The sequence below is a fragment of the Streptomyces sp. CWNU-52B genome (genome assembly GCF_047444975.1).
Classification (GTDB): Bacteria; Actinomycetota; Actinomycetes; order Streptomycetales; family Streptomycetaceae; genus Streptomyces.
In genome coordinates, this window is sequence record NZ_JBLFJV010000006.1 from 176744 (window position 1) to 193778 (window position 17035).

The 17035-nt window shown below is 70.7% G+C and carries 17 protein-coding genes; 12 read left to right on the top strand and 5 right to left on the bottom strand.

Annotated features, from left to right (window positions below; all coding sequences use genetic code 11):
• Nucleotides 1–81 precede the first annotated feature (81 nt).
• From ACLVWQ_RS08170 to ACLVWQ_RS08185, 4 genes are all read left to right on the top strand, one after another.
• On the top strand, nucleotides 82–2313 hold the full coding sequence (locus tag ACLVWQ_RS08170) for an ATP-dependent DNA helicase UvrD2 (protein ID WP_414107556.1): 2232 nt from the start codon (nucleotides 82–84) through the stop codon (nucleotides 2311–2313).
• Between the two features lie 161 nt (nucleotides 2314–2474).
• Nucleotides 2475–2789 (top strand): hypothetical protein, encoded by a 315-nt coding sequence (locus tag ACLVWQ_RS08175; RefSeq protein ID WP_414107557.1) that lies wholly within the window; start codon nucleotides 2475–2477, stop codon nucleotides 2787–2789.
• Between the two features lie 175 nt (nucleotides 2790–2964).
• The gene (locus tag ACLVWQ_RS08180; protein WP_414107558.1) at nucleotides 2965–3333 is read left to right on the top strand and encodes a WhiB family transcriptional regulator; all 369 of its coding nucleotides are present in this window, start codon (nucleotides 2965–2967) and stop codon (nucleotides 3331–3333) included.
• Complete coding sequence (locus ACLVWQ_RS08185; RefSeq protein ID WP_414107559.1) at nucleotides 3330–3653, top strand: hypothetical protein; 324 nt, start codon at nucleotides 3330–3332, stop codon at nucleotides 3651–3653. Before ACLVWQ_RS08180 ends, ACLVWQ_RS08185 begins: the two co-directional genes overlap by 4 nt.
• A 134-nt stretch (nucleotides 3654–3787) precedes the next feature.
• Here the strand turns inward: ACLVWQ_RS08185 and ACLVWQ_RS08190 are convergent, their stop codons facing one another.
• Complete coding sequence (locus ACLVWQ_RS08190; protein WP_414107560.1) at nucleotides 3788–5224, bottom strand: ABC1 kinase family protein; 1437 nt, start codon at nucleotides 5222–5224, stop codon at nucleotides 3788–3790.
• The gene (locus ACLVWQ_RS08195; RefSeq protein ID WP_414107561.1) at nucleotides 5217–6410 is read right to left on the bottom strand and encodes a TOMM precursor leader peptide-binding protein; all 1194 of its coding nucleotides are present in this window, start codon (nucleotides 6408–6410) and stop codon (nucleotides 5217–5219) included. The genes ACLVWQ_RS08190 and ACLVWQ_RS08195 overlap by 8 nt, the downstream gene beginning before the upstream one ends.
• Nucleotides 6411–6663: 253 nt before the next feature.
• Here ACLVWQ_RS08195 and ACLVWQ_RS08200 point away from each other — a divergent pair, with 253 nt between their 5' ends.
• From ACLVWQ_RS08200 to ACLVWQ_RS08215, 4 genes are all read left to right on the top strand, one after another.
• Nucleotides 6664–7260 (top strand): M48 family metallopeptidase, encoded by a 597-nt coding sequence (locus tag ACLVWQ_RS08200; protein ID WP_414107562.1) that lies wholly within the window; start codon nucleotides 6664–6666, stop codon nucleotides 7258–7260.
• A gap of 137 nt (nucleotides 7261–7397) precedes the next feature.
• A complete protein-coding gene (locus ACLVWQ_RS08205; RefSeq protein WP_414107563.1) occupies nucleotides 7398–9119 on the top strand; it encodes a TerD family protein in 1722 nt (573 codons plus the stop codon).
• A gap of 15 nt (nucleotides 9120–9134) precedes the next feature.
• Nucleotides 9135–9815, top strand: a complete 681-nt coding sequence (locus ACLVWQ_RS08210) for an AIM24 family protein (RefSeq protein WP_414107564.1) — start codon at nucleotides 9135–9137, stop codon at nucleotides 9813–9815.
• Between the two features lie 15 nt (nucleotides 9816–9830).
• Nucleotides 9831–10586 carry an AIM24 family protein gene (locus tag ACLVWQ_RS08215; protein WP_414107565.1) on the top strand — a complete coding sequence of 252 codons (756 nt, stop codon included), beginning with the start codon at nucleotides 9831–9833 and terminating at the stop codon, nucleotides 10584–10586.
• Between the two features lie 133 nt (nucleotides 10587–10719).
• Here the strand turns inward: ACLVWQ_RS08215 and ACLVWQ_RS08220 are convergent, their stop codons facing one another.
• Nucleotides 10720–11241: an NUDIX hydrolase gene (locus ACLVWQ_RS08220; RefSeq protein ID WP_414107566.1), complete on the bottom strand. Its 522-nt coding sequence runs from the start codon at nucleotides 11239–11241 to the stop codon at nucleotides 10720–10722.
• Nucleotides 11238–12725: a zinc-dependent metalloprotease gene (locus tag ACLVWQ_RS08225; protein WP_414107567.1), complete on the bottom strand. Its 1488-nt coding sequence runs from the start codon at nucleotides 12723–12725 to the stop codon at nucleotides 11238–11240. Before ACLVWQ_RS08225 ends, ACLVWQ_RS08220 begins: the two co-directional genes overlap by 4 nt.
• Nucleotides 12726–12915: 190 nt before the next feature.
• On the opposite strand from ACLVWQ_RS08225, the gene ACLVWQ_RS08230 reads away from it, so the two are divergent.
• The 4 genes from ACLVWQ_RS08230 to ACLVWQ_RS08245 all read left to right on the top strand — a co-directional run bounded on the left by ACLVWQ_RS08230 (nucleotide 12916) and on the right by ACLVWQ_RS08245 (nucleotide 16158).
• Nucleotides 12916–14079, top strand: coding sequence for an SDR family oxidoreductase (locus tag ACLVWQ_RS08230; RefSeq protein ID WP_414107568.1), 1164 nt, complete (start codon nucleotides 12916–12918; stop codon nucleotides 14077–14079).
• A gap of 154 nt (nucleotides 14080–14233) precedes the next feature.
• Nucleotides 14234–14695, top strand: a complete 462-nt coding sequence (locus tag ACLVWQ_RS08235) for a molybdenum cofactor biosynthesis protein MoaE (protein ID WP_414107569.1) — start codon at nucleotides 14234–14236, stop codon at nucleotides 14693–14695.
• 134 nt (nucleotides 14696–14829) lie between these two features.
• Nucleotides 14830–14994, top strand: coding sequence for a hypothetical protein (locus ACLVWQ_RS08240; RefSeq protein ID WP_414107570.1), 165 nt, complete (start codon nucleotides 14830–14832; stop codon nucleotides 14992–14994).
• A 69-nt stretch (nucleotides 14995–15063) separates the two neighbouring features.
• Nucleotides 15064–16158 (top strand): PDZ domain-containing protein, encoded by a 1095-nt coding sequence (locus ACLVWQ_RS08245; RefSeq protein ID WP_414107571.1) that lies wholly within the window; start codon nucleotides 15064–15066, stop codon nucleotides 16156–16158.
• 199 nt (nucleotides 16159–16357) lie between these two features.
• Here ACLVWQ_RS08245 and ACLVWQ_RS08250 read toward each other — a convergent pair whose 3' ends face one another.
• Nucleotides 16358–16915 (bottom strand): PPA1309 family protein, encoded by a 558-nt coding sequence (locus tag ACLVWQ_RS08250; protein ID WP_414107572.1) that lies wholly within the window; start codon nucleotides 16913–16915, stop codon nucleotides 16358–16360.
• Nucleotides 16916–17035 lie beyond the last annotated feature (120 nt).

Sequence of the window (17035 nt, forward strand, 5' to 3'; positions counted from 1 at the left end):
ACCGCCGCATTAGTACGACCGCGGACGTCTGCCTGTGGACAACCGGCACACCCGCCTCTGCCGACCTGGCAGCATGGCGGGGTGACACCAGCAACGCATTCCACCCTCTTCCCGCAGGGCGCCCACGGCTCTCAGTACCCGGCTGTGCCGAGCGGGGCCGACGCGGTACTGGAAGGCCTCGACCCCGAGCAGCGCGAGGTCGCCACCGCGCTGCACGGTCCGGTGTGCGTGCTCGCCGGGGCCGGCACGGGCAAGACCCGCGCCATCACCCACCGCATCGCCTACGGGGTGCGGGCGGGGATCCTCCAGCCCTCCAGCGTGCTCGCCGTCACCTTCACCAACCGTGCCGCGGGAGAGATGCGCGGCCGGCTCCGCCAGCTCGGTGCCTCCGGGGTCCAGGCCCGCACCTTCCACTCCGCCGCCCTGCGTCAGCTCCAGTACTTCTGGCCGAAAGCCGTCGGTGGCAGCCTGCCCCGAATCGTCGACCGCAAGATCCAACTGGTCGCCGACGCCGCGGCCGCGTGCCGTATCCGACTGGACCGCGGCGAACTGCGTGACGTGACCTCCGAGATCGAATGGTCCAAGGTCACCCAGACCGTCCCCGCCGACTACGCCGCGGCGGCGGTCAAGGCCGGACGTGAGGCCCCCCGCAACCGCGCCGAGATCGCCCAGGTCTACGCCGCGTACGAGGACATCAAGCGCGGCCGCGGTGTCATCGACTTCGAGGATGTCCTGCTGCTGACCGTCGGCATCCTCCAGGACCAGCACAACGTCGCCGAAGCGGTCCGTGCCCAGTACCAGCACTTCGTGGTCGACGAGTACCAGGACGTCAGCCCCCTCCAGCAGCGCCTCCTGGAGCTGTGGCTCGGCGAGCGCGACAGCCTCTGTGTCGTCGGCGACGCCAGCCAGACCATCTACTCCTTCACCGGCGCGACCCCCGACCACCTCCTCGACTTCCGCACCCGTCACCCCGGGGCCACCGTCGTCAAACTCGTCCGCGACTACCGCTCCACCCCCCAGGTGGTCCATCTCGCCAACGGCCTGCTCGCCCAGGCCCGCGGCCGCGCCGCCGACCACCGGCTGGAGCTGATCTCCCAGCGCACCGCGGGGCCCGAGCCCGGCTACGCCGAGTACACCGACGAGCCCGCCGAGGCCGAGGGGGCCGCCCGACGCATCCGCGACCTCATCGCCTCCGGCACTCCCGCGAGCGAGATCGCGATCCTCTTCCGTACGAACTCGCAGTCCGAGATCTACGAACAGGCCCTCGCCGACGTCGCGGTGCCCTACCAGCTGCGCGGAGCCGAGCGCTTCTTCGACCGCCCCGAGGTGAAGCGGGCCATCCACGGCCTGCGCGGCGCGGCCCGCTTCGGCGGGAACGACTCGCTCCTCGACGACGCACCCGACCTGCCCTCGCAGGTACGAGCCGTCCTGTCCGGCGACGGCTGGACCCACCAGCCACCGGCCGGCTCCGGCGCGGTCAGAGAGCGCTGGGAATCCCTGGCCGCCCTCGCCAACCTGGCCCAGGACTTCTCCGCCGCGAAAGCCGACGCCACCCTCGGCGATCTCGTCGCCGAACTGGAAGAGCGCGCCGGCGCCCAGCACGCCCCGACCGTCCAGGGCGTCACCCTCGCCTCCCTCCACTCCGCGAAGGGCCTGGAGTGGGACGTCGTCTTCCTGGTCGGCGTCGCTGAAGGCATGATGCCGATCTCCTACGCCAAGACGGACGAACAGGTCGAGGAGGAGCGCCGCCTCCTCTACGTCGGCGTCACCCGCGCCAGAGAGCACCTGTCCGTCTCCTGGTCGCAGTCCCGCTCACCCGGCGGCCGCCCCAATCGCCGGCCCAGCCGCTTCCTCGACGGTCTGCGCCCCGGCTCCGTCCCCACCGCGGGCCGCGGCGGCGCGAGCGGTCCCGGCGGCTCGGGCGGCATCGAGCGCGGAGCCCCGGGCAGCGCCCCCGGCGAGATCCGGCGGACCAACCGCACCCCCGCCCGCTGCCGGGTCTGCGGCCGCACGCTCAGCGACGCCGGCGAGATGAAACTGATGCGCTGCGAGGACTGCCCCTCCGACATGGACGAAGGGCTCTACGAACGGCTCCGCGACTGGCGGGCGGTCCAGGCCAGAGGCAGCGGTCAGCCCGATTTCTGCGTCTTCACGGACAAGACACTGATGGCCATCGCGGAAGCGGTGCCGTCCACTCCGGTTGAGCTGGCCCGCATCCCGGGAGTCCGCACCCGCAAGCTCAACCGCTACGGAACCGACGTACTCGCCATCTGCGCAGGTCAAGAGCTTGAGACGGGTGAAGGCGAGGAATGATTCAAACTCGTCGAGAAAATAGTTTGCGCATGCCCCAGCAATCCCCATAGGTTCTAAAGCACGGAAACGGCGCCCTTCTCGAAGGGCCAGGTTCCGTGCTGTACTTAACAACCGACGGACCGGCTCGCCGGTCCCAGAGACGCCGAGAGGAGGCGATTCCAGTGATCAGCATCATCAGCAGCTCCGCCAGCACGACCAAAATGACCGATCGCTCGGTCGTCTCCACCTGCCTGCTCGGCTTCTCGAACCTGGGCACCGGTCTGTCCGGCATCGCTGCCATTCGGCCGGCGTCCCCCGTGTCTCTCGCGGCACTCCCTGTTCGCGAGCGCAATGAGCGACCGATGAAGGCACTGGCAGCAGTAGAAGCACAGGCGCAGACCTATGCCTTTACGGCCACCGGTGCCGGAGCCGACAAGCAGACGCACCACACGATGTGGGCCTTCCGTGGGCCTGACCCCTGGAGTGATCCAGCCTGATCGACGATCAGGTCGGCGCCTTCAGGGCCGCGGAATCCCACCCGGGATCCGCGGCCCTTTTGTTTTCCCCCGACCGGGGACGGCAGCACGAAGGAGCCTCGGGACTAGCAAGAACCCCGGTACCAGCCGCCAACCGGCCAACCCGGCCGGCACGACCAGACGAGGAAGACCCGCCGTGCAACTCGAAACGCACGCCCCGTCCGTACCGCCTTCCGAAACGATCACCCCGCCCGGTTCCACGGAGGACTCCACCTTGATCCCGCTCACCGCGCTGACCGCGCTCGACGACGCCATCGAGAACCTCGGCGTGCCCGTCCCCTGCCGTTCGTACGACCCGGAGGTCTTCTTCGCCGAGTCGCCGGCCGATGTCGAGTACGCCAAGTCCCTCTGCCGCACCTGCCCGCTGATCGAGGCCTGCCTCGCCGGCGCCAAGGAGCGGCGTGAGCCCTGGGGCGTCTGGGGCGGCGAGCTCTTCGTCCAGGGTGTCGTTGTCGCCCGGAAGCGGCCGCGTGGCCGCCCGCGCAAGAACCCGGTCGCGGCATGAACACCGTAGGAACGATCGATCGCCCCCTGACGCACGACCCGAAGAAACAGGCCCCGATGAAGCCGTCCGCAGGCGAGCCCACCGGCTCCGCGATTCCAGACTTCACCGCCACCGGCGGCAACGACTCACGCCAGAACAGGACCCGAGAGATGCAACTCATCCCAGAAGCCCTCGCTCGTGCGCATATGCACGACCGAATCCATGAAGCCGAGCAGGAACGCAGGGCCATGCGCCTGGTGACGGCCCGCCGTATGCAGCGCCGCGCCGAGCGCGCCTCGCTGCGGGCCCGCCGCGCTCTGGCCATGGCGGTCATGCAGTAAGGCCCACCGGCCGAGAGCAGCACGAACGACAACACGAACAGCACGACAGACGAGACAGCGGGCAACACGAACAACCGCTGATCGGGGGGTCGCGGGGGTCGGTCCGAACGGACCGGCCCCCGCGGTGCGTTGGCTCACGCCCCGGCCGCTGAGCCCTTCTCGTCCAGCCCCGGGGCCGGTTCCGCCTCCGCCGCTGCCTCGTCCTCCGGGAGAAAGCCGGGCAACCAGTCCTCCAGCTCCTGCCGCAGCCGCACCGTCGCTCCCAGCTGGCACAGCACACCGATCGTGCTCAGGGTCACCCGGTGTATCAGCAGGTACGCCGGGGGCAGATTGAGCTGCTTGCCCAGTTGGTGCGCGAGGGAGCGGGGGTCGGCGATCCGGGCCGCCTGGCTGCGCATCCAGGTCCGGCTGAAGGTGAACTCGTCGAGCAGGGCGGGCTCGATGATGGGGAGCAGGTAGTCCAGGACGGCGTCCGGGTCCAGCTCTATGGCCTCCTTGACGAAGCCCTCTTCGCGGAGCAGTTCGTAGACCGCTTCCGCCTGCCCGTCGAGGGTCATGCGGAGAGAGTCGCCGATCGTCGACGGCAGGCCGTCCGGGAGGCGGTCCACCGTGCCGAAGTCCAGGACGCCCAGCCGCCAGCCGCTCCTGTCCCCGGAGTCCTCGGAGCCGTCCTCGCTCCCGGGGTCCTCTGGAGCGGCCGGCAGGAGGCGGAAGTTCCCCGGGTGCGGATCGGCGTGCAGCAGGCCGGTGCGGGACGGACCGGAGAAGAGGAAGCGGGCGAGGAGCTGACCGGCTCGGTCCCGCTCCTCCTGCGTACCGTCCGTGATCACCTCGGACAGGGGGATCCCGTCGATCCACTCCGTGACCAGGACCTGTTTGCACTGGTGGACCACGGCGGGCACCAGCACGTCCGGGTCGTCCGCGAACTCCTCCGCGTGTGCCTGCTGCGCCTGTGCCTCCAGGCCGTAGTCGAGCTCCTCGGACACCCGGTCGCGCAGCTCCGCGATGAGCGGCTTGATGTCCATGCCCGGGATCAGCGGGCCCAGCAGCCGGGCGAATCGGCTCAGCTGGTTCAGATCGGACAACAGGGCCTCACCCGCTCCCGGGTACTGGACCTTGACCGCGACCTCCCGGCCGTCGTGCCAGACGGCCCGGTGCACCTGCCCTATGGAGGCCGCCGCCGAGGGCTTGTCCTGGAACTCCAGGAACAGCTCCTGCCAGTCGTCGCCGAGCCGCTCCGCCAGCACGGTGTGCACCGTGCGCGTCGGCATCGGCGGGGCCGCTTCCTGGAGTTTGGTGAGCGCCGCACGATACGGGCCGGCGACCTCCTCGGGCAGCGCCGACTCGAAGACGGACATGGCCTGCCCGAACTTCATCGCGCCGCCCTTGAGCTCGCCGAGCACCTTGAACAACTGCTCGGCTGTGCGCTGTTGCAGCTCGCGCCCCACGAGTTCGGCGGACTTGCCACCGATCCGTTTGCCGAGTCCCCAGGTCGCGCGTCCGGCGAAGCCGAGCGGCAGGGCGGCCAGCTTGGCGGTTCGGGTGACAGCCTTCCGGGGAAGATCAGACATGCGCCCTCCAAGTACCGGACAGCCGTGCCGCGTGCGGCTGTTGCCCGGCCATTGTCGCGTGCGGCCCTTCGTCGTCCGAGGTCCGCTCCCCCTTACCTCTCTCCCCGGCCCCGCAGGGGCATGCGGGATGCTGCCATACCGGGCGGGCGTGCCAGTCGAAACCCGGCACCGAGACTTCCCAGCGGGCACCCGCACTCGACGGTAGTCCCCCGTCCAGGAAGGTGAGCGCATGGCCGGCGGCCAGCCCCGCGACCGTGGTCGCCAGCGCCAGATCGCACGCCGCCACCTGGCGGGACCGCCCGGAACGCCACTGAGCGAGCAGCCGCGGCCAGCCCGGATCCCGGTCGGTGCGTCCCAGCTCCAGACAGCCCGCGCAGGAGGTGTCACCGGGCAGGACCAGCGGGCCGACGACACCGGTGCCCTCCACGATCCCGGCGAACAGATGCGGCGTACCGGAGTCGATCAGCGGCCTGCAGGCCGCCGGGTCGGGCGCGTGCACGGCCAGTCCGTCCCGGGGCGCGACGATCACCAGGGACAGGCCTCGTTCGTCGTGCTCCGGAGCGGACCGGGCGGTGCCCTGCCGGGGCGGGCGGTCAGGGGCCGCTCTGCGCACCGCGCGCCGTGCGGCCTCGTCCCTGCGCTCGCCGACGGACTCCACGGGCAGCCCGCCCGGAGCCACGTCCCAGGGTTCGACGCGGCCACCGTCCTGGACATCGACCCGGCCCACGCCCGCGCCCGCCAGCGCCGAGGCCAGGACGGCCCCGACTCTGCCCGCGCCCCGTACCTGTACGCGCAGTGAGCGGCGGGCCGCCAGCCGGCGCATGGCCTCGCCCGGCTCAGGGGCGACGAGGGAGAGCGAGGCGGCGTCGGGCCGGAGCCGGTCCAGCACCCCCTGCTTCCCGCGCAGGGAGTCCGCGCCGGGGCCGCCGCCCGTGGCGTCGTCGAGGAGTCCGGCCCGGGACAGCCGCTCCACGAGACCGTCGACGCGGCCGTCGGGCAGACCCATCCGACGTCCCTCGTCGCGCAGGAGAGGCAGCCCGCGTGTCCCGTCGAGCAACGTCAGGACACTGCCCGTCGCCGTGTCCAGCGGGCCGAGCACCATCGCGTGAGCGGGTGCCATCCCGAACTGCACGGTGTGCAGATCCCGCCAGCCGCGCCGCAGCGCGGGTTTCACCATCGGATGCATGAAGCGCCCCCCCGTACGTCCCCGTTCGTGACACCGCTCACATGCCGCTGGCGGCTCACGTGCCTGTCGCGCCGGGGAGTTTCGTCCCGCTCCGCCGGTCGAATGACAGGATGCCCGCTTTGCCTGGCGCGTGCCGAAAGTTATCCACAGGGCGTGGGTGCTCGTCGTACAAATCGAGCGCGTGGGGTGCGGTTCGGCATCGATGCGTACCGGAGGCGGGACTTCCCCCATGCGCAACGGGTAACGTCGGGGCGTGCCCGCCGACCCACTGCACCGCGCCGGAAACCCACAGCGCAGCACGACGAGCCAGCCGCCAAGCGGCTCGGGGGCGAGCGCGATCGAGGTCCGCAGGAGCGCGCGACGGCGCAGAACGGTCTCCGCGTACCGTGAGGGCGATCGCACCGTCGTGCTCATTCCCGCCCGGATGTCCGAGGCGGAGGAGCAGCGCTGGGTCACCGTCATGCTCGACAAGCTGGCCGCCCAGGAGAACAAACGGGTGCTCGGCGACACGGAACTGTCCGAGCGTGCCGCCCGCCTCTCCGAGCTGCACTTCGCGGGCCGGGCCCGGCCCACCTCGGTGCGCTGGGTCACCAATCAGAACACGCGATGGGGTTCGTGCACCCCGGCCGAGGGCAGTATCCGTCTCTCGCACCGCCTGCAGGGCATGCCCGAGTACGTCGTCGACTACGTCCTTGTCCACGAGCTCGCCCATCTGCTGGTGCCCGGTCACGGGCCGGATTTCTGGCGGCTCCTTGAGGCCTACCCGCGGACCGAGCGGGCCCGCGGCTACCTCGAAGGAGTGGTCGCCGCCGACCGGCTGCCCCATCTGCCCGCCGCCCGCGGTGAGTGACACGACACCGGATCCCTGACCAGGCGGGCGACCGCACGGATTGTGTACCGGGTCTGTACCGGCTTCCTCCGCGGCCGGATTTTGCCGTTAGCCTGACGCGACGCACTTGTATTCGGGATGGGGGACGGTCGTTACGCATGGCCAGGGAATTCCAACGCGGCCACAAGGCCAGGATCAGTGACCTCACCTCGGGCACCGATCTGTACGTGGGTGTGCAGATCACCGGCCCCGGGCTGACCTTCGACATCAGCTGCTTCGGACTGGACGCCGACGAACAGCTGTCGGACGACCAGTACTTCGTCTTCTTCAACCAGCCGAAGACTCCTGAGGAGTCCATTCAGCTTCTCGGCGCCCAGGCGGGAGACACGGAGTCCTTCCGCGTCACCCTCGACAGGATCCCGCCGCAGATCCAGAAACTGTCGTTCACGGCGACCCTCGACGGTGCCGGACAGATGTCCCAGGTCGCGCCCGGGTACATCCGGATCGTGGCGGGCGGCGAGGAGGTGGCCCGGTACTCGTTCACCGGCGCCGAGTTCTCCACCGAGCGTGCCGTGATGCTCGGCGACTTCTACCTGAAGGACGTGTGGCGCTTCGCCGCCGTCGGACAGGGCTTCGACGGCGGGCTCGACGCGCTGCTGAAGAACTTCGGCGGCGAGGTCGCCGAGGAGGAGCCGGCCGCGCCGGCGCCGCAGGCCGGTGCGCCGTCGTTCGCGCCGCCGGGCCAGGCCGCCGCGCCCCCCGCGTTCGGGGCTCCGGCAGGCCCCGCGGTGCCGCCCGCTCCCGCGCCTGTTCCGCCCGCGCCGCAGCCCGCTCAGGGTTTCGCGCCGCCTCCGGGGCACACGCCACCGGCGCCCGCACCTCCGATACACGCCGCGCCGACCATCGTCGCGCCCATGACTCCGCCCGGCGGCGCCCCCGTACCGCCTCCGGCACCCGCTCCGGCGCCCTACGGTCAGCCGGGTCAGCAGCCTCCGTACGGCCAGGCCCCCGGCCAGACCGCACCCCTGCCGCCCGGTTACGGACAGCCCCAGATGCCTCAGGCACCTCAGGCCCCCGGCCCGCCTCCGGGCTACGGCCAGCCGCCCGCGCCTGGGGGCTACGGCCAGCAGCCGCCCTTCGGTCAGGTGCCGGGTCAGCCCGGTCCGCCGGGTGCGCCCGGCGGGTACGGAGTGCCGCAGGGCACCCCCCAGGGCGGCGCGGGTGTCACCGCGGCGCTGCAGATGTTCAAGGAGACGCCCACCGGGCAGCGCTGGACCCAGCAGAACAAGAAGCTGGTCCGGGTCGACCTCGGCATGGGCGGCGACCAGGCCGTACTGGCCCGCCAGGGCAGCATGGTCCTGTACCAGGGCAAGGTCGACTTCAGCTACAAGGGCGCCGGGTTCTCCGGCCGGATCGTGGGCAACGCGACCGGCCAGGAGATGCAGCTCATGCGCTGTTCGGGCCGCGGCCAGGTGTTCCTCGCGGAGAACTCCGCCATGCTGCACCCCATCGAGCTGCAGGGAGACGCCGTCTGCGTCTCCGCTGAGAACGTCCTCGCCTTCGACGAGACGCTCCAGTACGAGGTGCGCCGCGTCGAAGGACACGGCATCCCTGGCGGCGCCCTGTTCACGATGCAGTTCCAGGGGACCGGCACGATCGTCGTGAAGACGCGTGGCGTGCCCGTCGTCCTGCCCGTGACCCCGACGACGTTCGCCGACTGCAACGCCGTCGTCGCCTGGTCCGCCGCTTCCCAGGTGATCGTCTCCAGCCAGGTGCGGATGCGCCGCAACGCCTATCCGGGCGACACGGGGGAGAGCGTGAACCTCCAGTTCCGCGGCGCTCCCGGGAATTTCATCGTCGTCCAGCCGTACGAGGTCTGAGGGAGCCCGTCCTAAATGAACCAGCAACTCGCGGGCTTCGCCCCGGCACCCGTTGCCGCGCGCATGGAGAACCACGGCGATCACATGCTCAAGGTCGCCATGCAGACCGGAAGCGACCTCCTCGCGCGCGTGGGGTCGATGGTCGCCTATGAAGGCTTCGTCCAGTACGAGCCCAATCCGCCGGCCGTGCGCCAGATCGCCAAGGACTGGATGACCGGCGAGGGCGCACCTTTGATGAAGTGCTCCGGAGACGGCCTGCTCTACCTCTCCGACTACGGGGCGAACGTCGTCGTCATCAACCTCAACGGCGACGCGATCTCCGTCAACGCGACCAACCTGCTCGCCTTCGACGCCCACCTGACGTGGGGCGTCGAGCGGGTCAAGGGGCTGGCGAAGTTCGCCGGCCAGGGACTGTGGAACACCAAGATCTCCGGACAGGGCTGGGTCGCGCTGACCTCCCGGGGCAAGCCCATCGTCGTCGACTGCGGCGGCGGTGAGGACGAGACGTACGTCGACCCGGACGCGCTCGTCGCCTGGTCCCCGAACCTCAAGGTGAAGGGCAAGCGCAGCTTCAAGGCGCAGTCGCTGATCGGGCGAGGCAGCGGCGAGGCCTTCCAGATGGCCTTCTCCGGACAGGGCATCGTCGTCGTCCAGCCCAGCGAGGACAGCACCGACCGCCTCCGGGTACGGGGCTGAGGGGGAGGACACACCATGCAGAGCCCGCTTTTCGCCTACAACGACCAGCAGTCCCAGGACCGCTACAGCCTGCAGAACAAGCAGATGCTGCGCGTCCTGCTGGAGGGTCACGACGATGTGCTCGCCCGCAAGGGCACCATGGTCGCCTACCAGGGACTTGTGGAGTTCGACGCGGAGTTCCAGAACTCCGGCCAGCAGCGTTCGCGCGCCTACACCGGGGAGGGCCTCGACCTGATGCGCTGCCACGGGCAGGGCACCGTCTACCTGGCCAACCTCGCCCAGCACATCCATGTGGTGGACGTGGACCAGGACGGTCTCACCGTGGACAGCAGTTACGTCCTGGCGATGGACTCCGCGCTGCACCACGAGGTGATCGCCGTGGACAGCCAGTACGGGATCTCCGGCTCCGGCAAGTACCAGCTCAACATCAGCGGGCGCGGCAAGGTCGCCCTGATGACGTCGGGCATGCCGCTGATGATGCAGGTCACGCCGGACAAGTACGTCAACTGCGACGCCGACGCGATCGTCGCCTGGTCCACGAGCCTGCGCGTCCAGATGCAGGCCCAGACGCATTCCTCCGGAGTGTTCCGGCGCCGTGGCAACACGGGTGAGGGCTGGGAGCTGAGCTTCATGGGCCAGGGGTACGCGCTCGTTCAGCCCAGCGAGATGCTGCCGCCGCAGAACGCCGCCATCGGGTCGGGGCTCGCCGCCCAGTACGGGATGGGGCAGCAGGGAGCGCGGGGGCAGAACCAGGGGAACGCCTGGAGCTAGCGCTCCGGGAGGTGCGTGGCTGTCGGGCATCCGCGGGCCGGCCGTGGCTGGTCGCGCGGTCCCCGCGCCCCTGAAAGGGCACGTGGGTAAGGGGCGGTCGCCATTGCGGCCGCCCCTTACCCACGCCTCCTTCTCAGAGCCTCGCCCGGGTGGCTGCCAGGAGGCGGACCACGGAGGCGTCGGCCACCTGCGGCACCTCGTCGTAGGTGAACCAGCGCAGGTCCAGGGACTCGTCGCTGATCTCCTGGACGGCACCCGGGGCGGCCACGGCCGCGTACTGGACGTCGAAGTGGCAGTGGCACGGCGGCGGGATGGGATGCCGGTCGAGCCGCACGGGACCGCCCGGGAGCAGCGTCAGTCCCGCGATGCCCGACTCCTCCGTGGCCTCACGCAGGGCCGCGGCCTCCAGGGTGGTGTCCTCGGGCTCGCAGTGGCCGCCCATCTGGAGCCACATCCGGAGCTTCCTGTGGAGCGTCAGCAGCACCCTGCCCCGGTCCGGGTCGATCACCAGCGCGCTCGCCGTGACGTGCCCGGCCGTGCAGGCCTTCCACATGCCGTCCGGGTGGGCCCCCAGGTGGTCGAGGTAGGCCTGGCGCAACTGCTCCTGGCCCTCGACGTCCTTCAGGACCAGGACGGCGTCGTCGTACAGGGTCACTTTTCGCTGTCGCCCTTGTCGTCGTCCCTGTCGTCGCCCGGGTCGGCGTCCTTGCTCTTGGCCTCGCCCTGGCGCTCGCTCCCGCCCTCGGCCTCGTCCTTCGTCAGATTGGGCTTGTCGGGTGAACCGTCCGCGGCCTCGCCGAGCATCTTGTCGAGCTCGGAGAAGTCCAGCTGCTCGCGGTGCACGAAGCCGTCCGGGTCGTCCAGGTCGGAAGCCGTCGGCAGCATGTCCGGGTGCGCCCACAGGCCGTCCCGGCCGTCGACCCCGCGCGCGTCCGTGAGCGAGGCCCACAGCCGCGAGGCGTCCCGCAGCCGTCGCGGGCGCAGTTCCAGGCCGATCAGCGTGGCGAACGTCTGCTCGGCGGGGCCGCCCGTGGCGCGGCGGCGGCGCAGGGTCTCCCGCAGCGCGTCGGCGGACGACAGACGGGGCTTCGCGGCCGAGTGCACGACCGCGTCGACCCAGCCCTCGACGAGTGCCAGAGCCGTTTCCAGGCGGGCCAGCGCGGCCTTCTGCTCCGGAGTGTCCTCCGGCTGGAACATGCCTTGCTGAAGTGCCTGCTGCAGCTCTTCGGGGTTCTGCGGGTCGAACTGGCCGACGACGTCCTCCAGCTTGGCCGTGTCGACCTTGATCCCGCGCGCGTACCCCTCGACGGCGCCGAAGAGATGTGAGCGCAGCCACGGCACGTGGGCGAAAAGCCGCTGGTGGGCGGCCTCGCGCAGGGCGATGTAGAGGCGGACCTCGTCCTGGGCGATCCCCAGGTCCTTGCCGAACGCCTCGATGTTCAGCGGGAGCAGCGCGGCCTTGCCTGCCGGGCCGAGCGGCAGGCCGACGTCGCTCGAACCGACGACCTCGCCCGCGAGCACCCCGACGGCCTGCCCGATCTGCGTGCCGAACATGGCGCCGCCCATGGAGCGCATCATGCCGAGCAGCGGGCCCGCCATGGCCTGCATCTCCTCGGGCAGGACGTCGCCCATGGCCGCGCCGACGCGCTCGGCGACCGGGTCGACGAGCTCCTTCCACACGGGCAGGGTCGCCTCGACCCACTCCGCGCGGCTCCAGGCCACGGCGGACGTGGCACCGGAGGGCAGCGACGTCGCGTCGTCCAGCCAGAGGTCGGCCAGCCGCACCGCGTCCTGGACGGCGGAGCGGTCGGCGGGACCGATGCTCGCGTCCTTCGTGCCGTCGGAGGTGCCCTGGGACACCGTCTGGCGGGCGATCTGCTTGGCCATGTCCCAGTTCACCGGGCCGCCCTCGTAGGAGAGCATCTGGCCCAGCTGCTGGAACGCGGCGCCCAGGTCGTTGGGGTTCAGCGAACCGAACATGGCTGCGAGCGGATTGTCGCCTCCCGGTCCGCCGGGCCCGAAACCGAACGGGTTGGCAGGTCCCTGACCACCACCGCTCTGCTGGTCCTTCTTCTTGCCCTCGTCGCCGTTCTCCGGCTCCTCCGGCGGAAGGCCGAATCCGAATGGGGTGTCACTCACGGGATTCCTCGGCTGTTAAGGCCGCCGGTTCGCTCCGACGGCGGCTGCCCTGCATCACCACCCAGCGTAGACACCACAACCGGTTCGGGCCTCGGTGCGTCGCCGACTCGGCGGCTGCGGCAGGATGGATGCCACCTGGTACGTACGCGTCACGCGCGTTCTTACTGAAGACAACCGCTGGAGACGCCCGGTGAGTTCCCCAGATCCACAGGTTCGCGCAGCGCGAAACCCCTCAACCCACCCGTCGCCCGAACATCGGCCCGCACCGTCCGTGTCGCGTGCGGACAGGACGCCCGCCGTGCGAGGTCCCGTCGTCGCGATCACCGGTGCCGCCGCCGGGATCGGCGCGCTGCTCACCGAGCGGCTCGCCGCCAGCGACGAGATCAAGCAGGTCATCGCCATCGACGAGCGGCGTGGCGAGTGCGCGGACGCGCAGTGGCACATCCTGGACGTCCGTGACCCGGCCATCGCCGAGAAACTGCGCGGGGCGGACGTCGTGGTGCATCTCGCGCTCGACCTCGATCTCGAGACGGATCCGGCGGCGCGTACGGCGTACAACGTGCGGGGCACCCAGACCGTGCTGACCGCCGCAGCGGCCGCCGGGGTCCACCGCGTCGTGCTGTGCACGTCCGCCATGGTCTACGGAGCGCTGCCCGACAACGAGCTGCCCCTCTCCGAGGACGCCGAGCTGCGGGCCACCGCCGAGGCCACCGGGGTCGGGGACCTGCTGGAGGTCGAGCGGTTGGCCCGGCGGGCGCCGCGCGCCCATCCCGGGCTCAACGTCACCGTCGTACGCCCCGCCGTGCTCGTCGGAGGCACCGACACCGCGCTGACCAGGTACTTCGAGTCGCCTCGCCTTCTGGTCGTCGCGGGTTCCCGGCCCGCCTGGCAGTTCTGCCACGTCGAGGACCTGTGCGTGGCTCTCGAGTACGCCGCCCTGGAGAAGGTCGACGGGGAGCTGGCCGTCGGCTGCGACGGATGGCTGGAGCAGGAGGAGGTCGAGGAGCTCAGCGGGATCCGCCGGATGGAGCTGCCGTCCGCCGTCGCCCTGGGAGCCGCGGCCAGGCTCCACCGGATCGGGCTCACCCCGTCGCCGGCCGGGGACCTGGCCTACACGATGTACCCCTGGGTGGTCAGCGGGAGCCGGCTGCACGACGCCGGATGGCGCCCCCAGTGGACCAACGAGGAGGTCCTCGCCGAACTCCTGGGCGAGGTCGCCGGACGGCACACCGTGGCCGGACGCCGGCTCGGACGCAAGGACGCCACCGCCGCGGGAGCCGCGGGGGCGACGGTCGCCCTGCTCGGCACGGCCGCGCTGGTACGGCGGGCGCGCAAGGCCCGGCGCCGGATCTGACCGCGGTGGCGGGGCGGCGGTCGCCCTCCGCTCTCCCGCCGCTCTCCCGACCCGCCGCCGTCGGGCACGCGCGCGTGCCCGCACGCGTGCCGGTGGGAACAGTCGGTGGGAACGGCTGTTCCGTGCGGCTGACGGGGTGGGGCACGATGGGGGTATGGCACCCATGAACGACCATCCCGGTGAGCAGGCCGCACAGGATCCCATCAAGCTTCTGGCGATTCGGGAGACGGACCTCTCCCTGGACGAGGTCTTCCGGGCCGTGGGCGACGACGCCTCCGGAGGGACCGCGCTCTTCGTGGGGACCGTGCGCAACCACGACGGGGGCGCGGACGTCGACGCCCTCGGGTACTCCTGCCACCCCAGCGCCGAGGCCGAGATGCGGCGGGTCGCGGAGAAGGTCGTCGCGGAGTACCCGGTGCGGGCGCTCGCCGCCGTGCACCGGATCGGCGATCTGCGCGTGGGTGATCTCGCCGTGGTCGTCGCCGTCTCCTGCCCGCACCGGGGGGAGGCCTTCGAGGCCTGCCGGAAGCTGATCGACGACCTGAAGCACGAGGTCCCGATCTGGAAGCACCAGACGTTCTCCGACGGTACCGAGGAATGGGTCGGCGCCTGCTGACCCCACCGGCCCACCGGTCTCACCCGTCCGGGCCTCCGGTTGCGTAACCCGACCCCTGCCGCGAGCGTTGAACAAGCAGATGGTTAATCTGCTGATCAGTCAGTTGTGATGGCTCATGGGGTTGGGAGGACGGCATGGCGGCGCTCGCCTGGTTGCTGATTCCGCTGTTCGCCGCGGTCGGTGCCGGAGCCTGGGGCAGCTGGGCCGGACGGAACCGCAAGACCATCGGCGACGGCCACGAACTCGCGGGCTACACGCGCTTCCGCGAGGCCATGGAGAAGTCCCACCTGGACGCCTGACCGGCCGTCGGACCCTCGGACGGGCGGCCCCGACGGCGCGTTGACAGTGCGGTCCCGTACTGTCGTTCCATGCCACGCCGCACCGCGACGATGCTCGCCTCCACCCTGATGCTGATCGCGCTCCTGTGCGCGGGAGTCTTCATCAAAGTGCCGTACTCGGAGATGTCACCGGGTCCGACGGTGAACACCCTCGGCGAGCACGACGGCGAGCCGGTGCTCCAGATCGCCGGCCGCAAGACCTATCCGACGAGCGGTCATCTGAACATGACCACCGTCCGGGTCACCAGCGCCGACTACAACATGAACCTCGTCGAAGCCGTCTACGGCTGGCTGGCACACGACAACAAGGTGGTCCCGCACGACACGCTCTACCCCGACGGCAAGACGGAGGAGCAGTCGACGCAGGAGAACGCCGAGGAGTTCAACCAGTCCCAGGAGAGCGCCAAGGTCGCGGCCCTCAAGGAGATCGACGTCCCGGTGAAGTCCTGGGTCATCGTCTCCACCGTCGTCAAGGACACGCCCGCCGAGGGCCGGCTGCACGCCGGTGACGTGATCAAGGCCGTCGACGGCACGAAGGTGAAGGCACCCGGCGACGTCGCGAAGCTGGTCACCGAGCACAAGCCCGGTGAGAAGGTCGTCTTCACGATTGTGCCCGCCAAGGAACAGGCCGCCGCCGAGAAGGAGAACAAGACGGCGACCAGGACCGAGGACGTCACGATCACCACCGCCAAGTCCGACGACGACGGTGAGGACCGCGCGATAGTCGGGATCTCGGCCGGGACCGACCACACCTTCCCGTTCACCATCGACATCAAGCTCGCCGATGTCGGCGGCCCCAGCGCCGGTCTGATGTTCGCCCTCGGCATCGTCGACAAGCTGACCCCGGGCAGCCTCACCGGCGGCAAGTTCGTCGCCGGCACCGGCACCATCGACGACGACGGCAAGGTGGGCCCGATCGGCGGTATCGAGATGAAGACGGTCGGCGCCAGGTCCAAGGGCGCCCAGTACTTCCTCACGCCGAAGGACAACTGCGCGGCCGCCGCCGCGGACGTCCCCGACGGGCTCACGCTCGTCAAGGTGGACACCATCGACGACGCGGTGAGCGCCCTCAAGGACATCCGCGGCGGCGACACGGCCGGGCTGCCGAAATGCACCAAGAGCTGAATCGAGAGCTGAGCCAGGAGCCGGTACCGGAAGTCGGTACCGGAAGCGGCACCGGCTTCCGGTACCGGGCGGCAGGAGGCGCATCACCCCCTGCCACCCCTGTCACAGGGCCTGGCGTCCGCTCCGACGTCCGCTCCGGCGTCTGTTCCGCCGCCCGCGCTGACGCACCGGCAGGCCGTGCGGCCCCGCCGCCCCCGGACTACTCCTCGAACGTCGCCGTGAGCGCCTCGGCCAGCCCCGGTACGAGGTCGGACCCGGTCAGGACGTCGGTCGCCGCGTCCTTCTCGCGCAGCCGCAGCGCCGAATCACGCTTGCCGTCACGCAGCACCGCCACGGTCATCCGGACCTCCTGGCGCTCCGGATGTTCGGCGACCCACTTCGCCAGCCGCTGCTCGTCGAGGCCGTCCGGAACGGACGCCTCCGCGGACGGCGGCAGCATCAGCCGCTCCACGGACAGCGCGCAGCCGACCACCGCGTCGGGCCAGGCGATGGTGCCGAGGAACTCGTCCAACGGGCTGCCCGCCGGAAGTTCGTCCTGCTCAATAGGGGTGAGGGTGCCCGCGGGCACGTCTTCGGTCAGACCCAGACGGTCGGCGATCCCCGGTTCCTGGGAGCGCAGTCGGGTGGTGTCGACGAGGGCGAAGAGCCGGGCGGGCTGGTCCCAGCCGAGCCCCGAGACGTACTCGTCGATCTCGAGGACGGCGCGGGTGAGGGGACCGGCCGCCAGGGGGGTGCCTGAGGTGGAGGTGTTGGACATGGTCACAATCCTGCCTCGTTCGGCCCCCGAAGCGGGAACCGAGTAAAGCATCAGTAAGTTGCATAGATGTGGCCCGGCGTTTGCGGGGCCCCCAGATTCCAACAGCGAACTTCGAGGTGC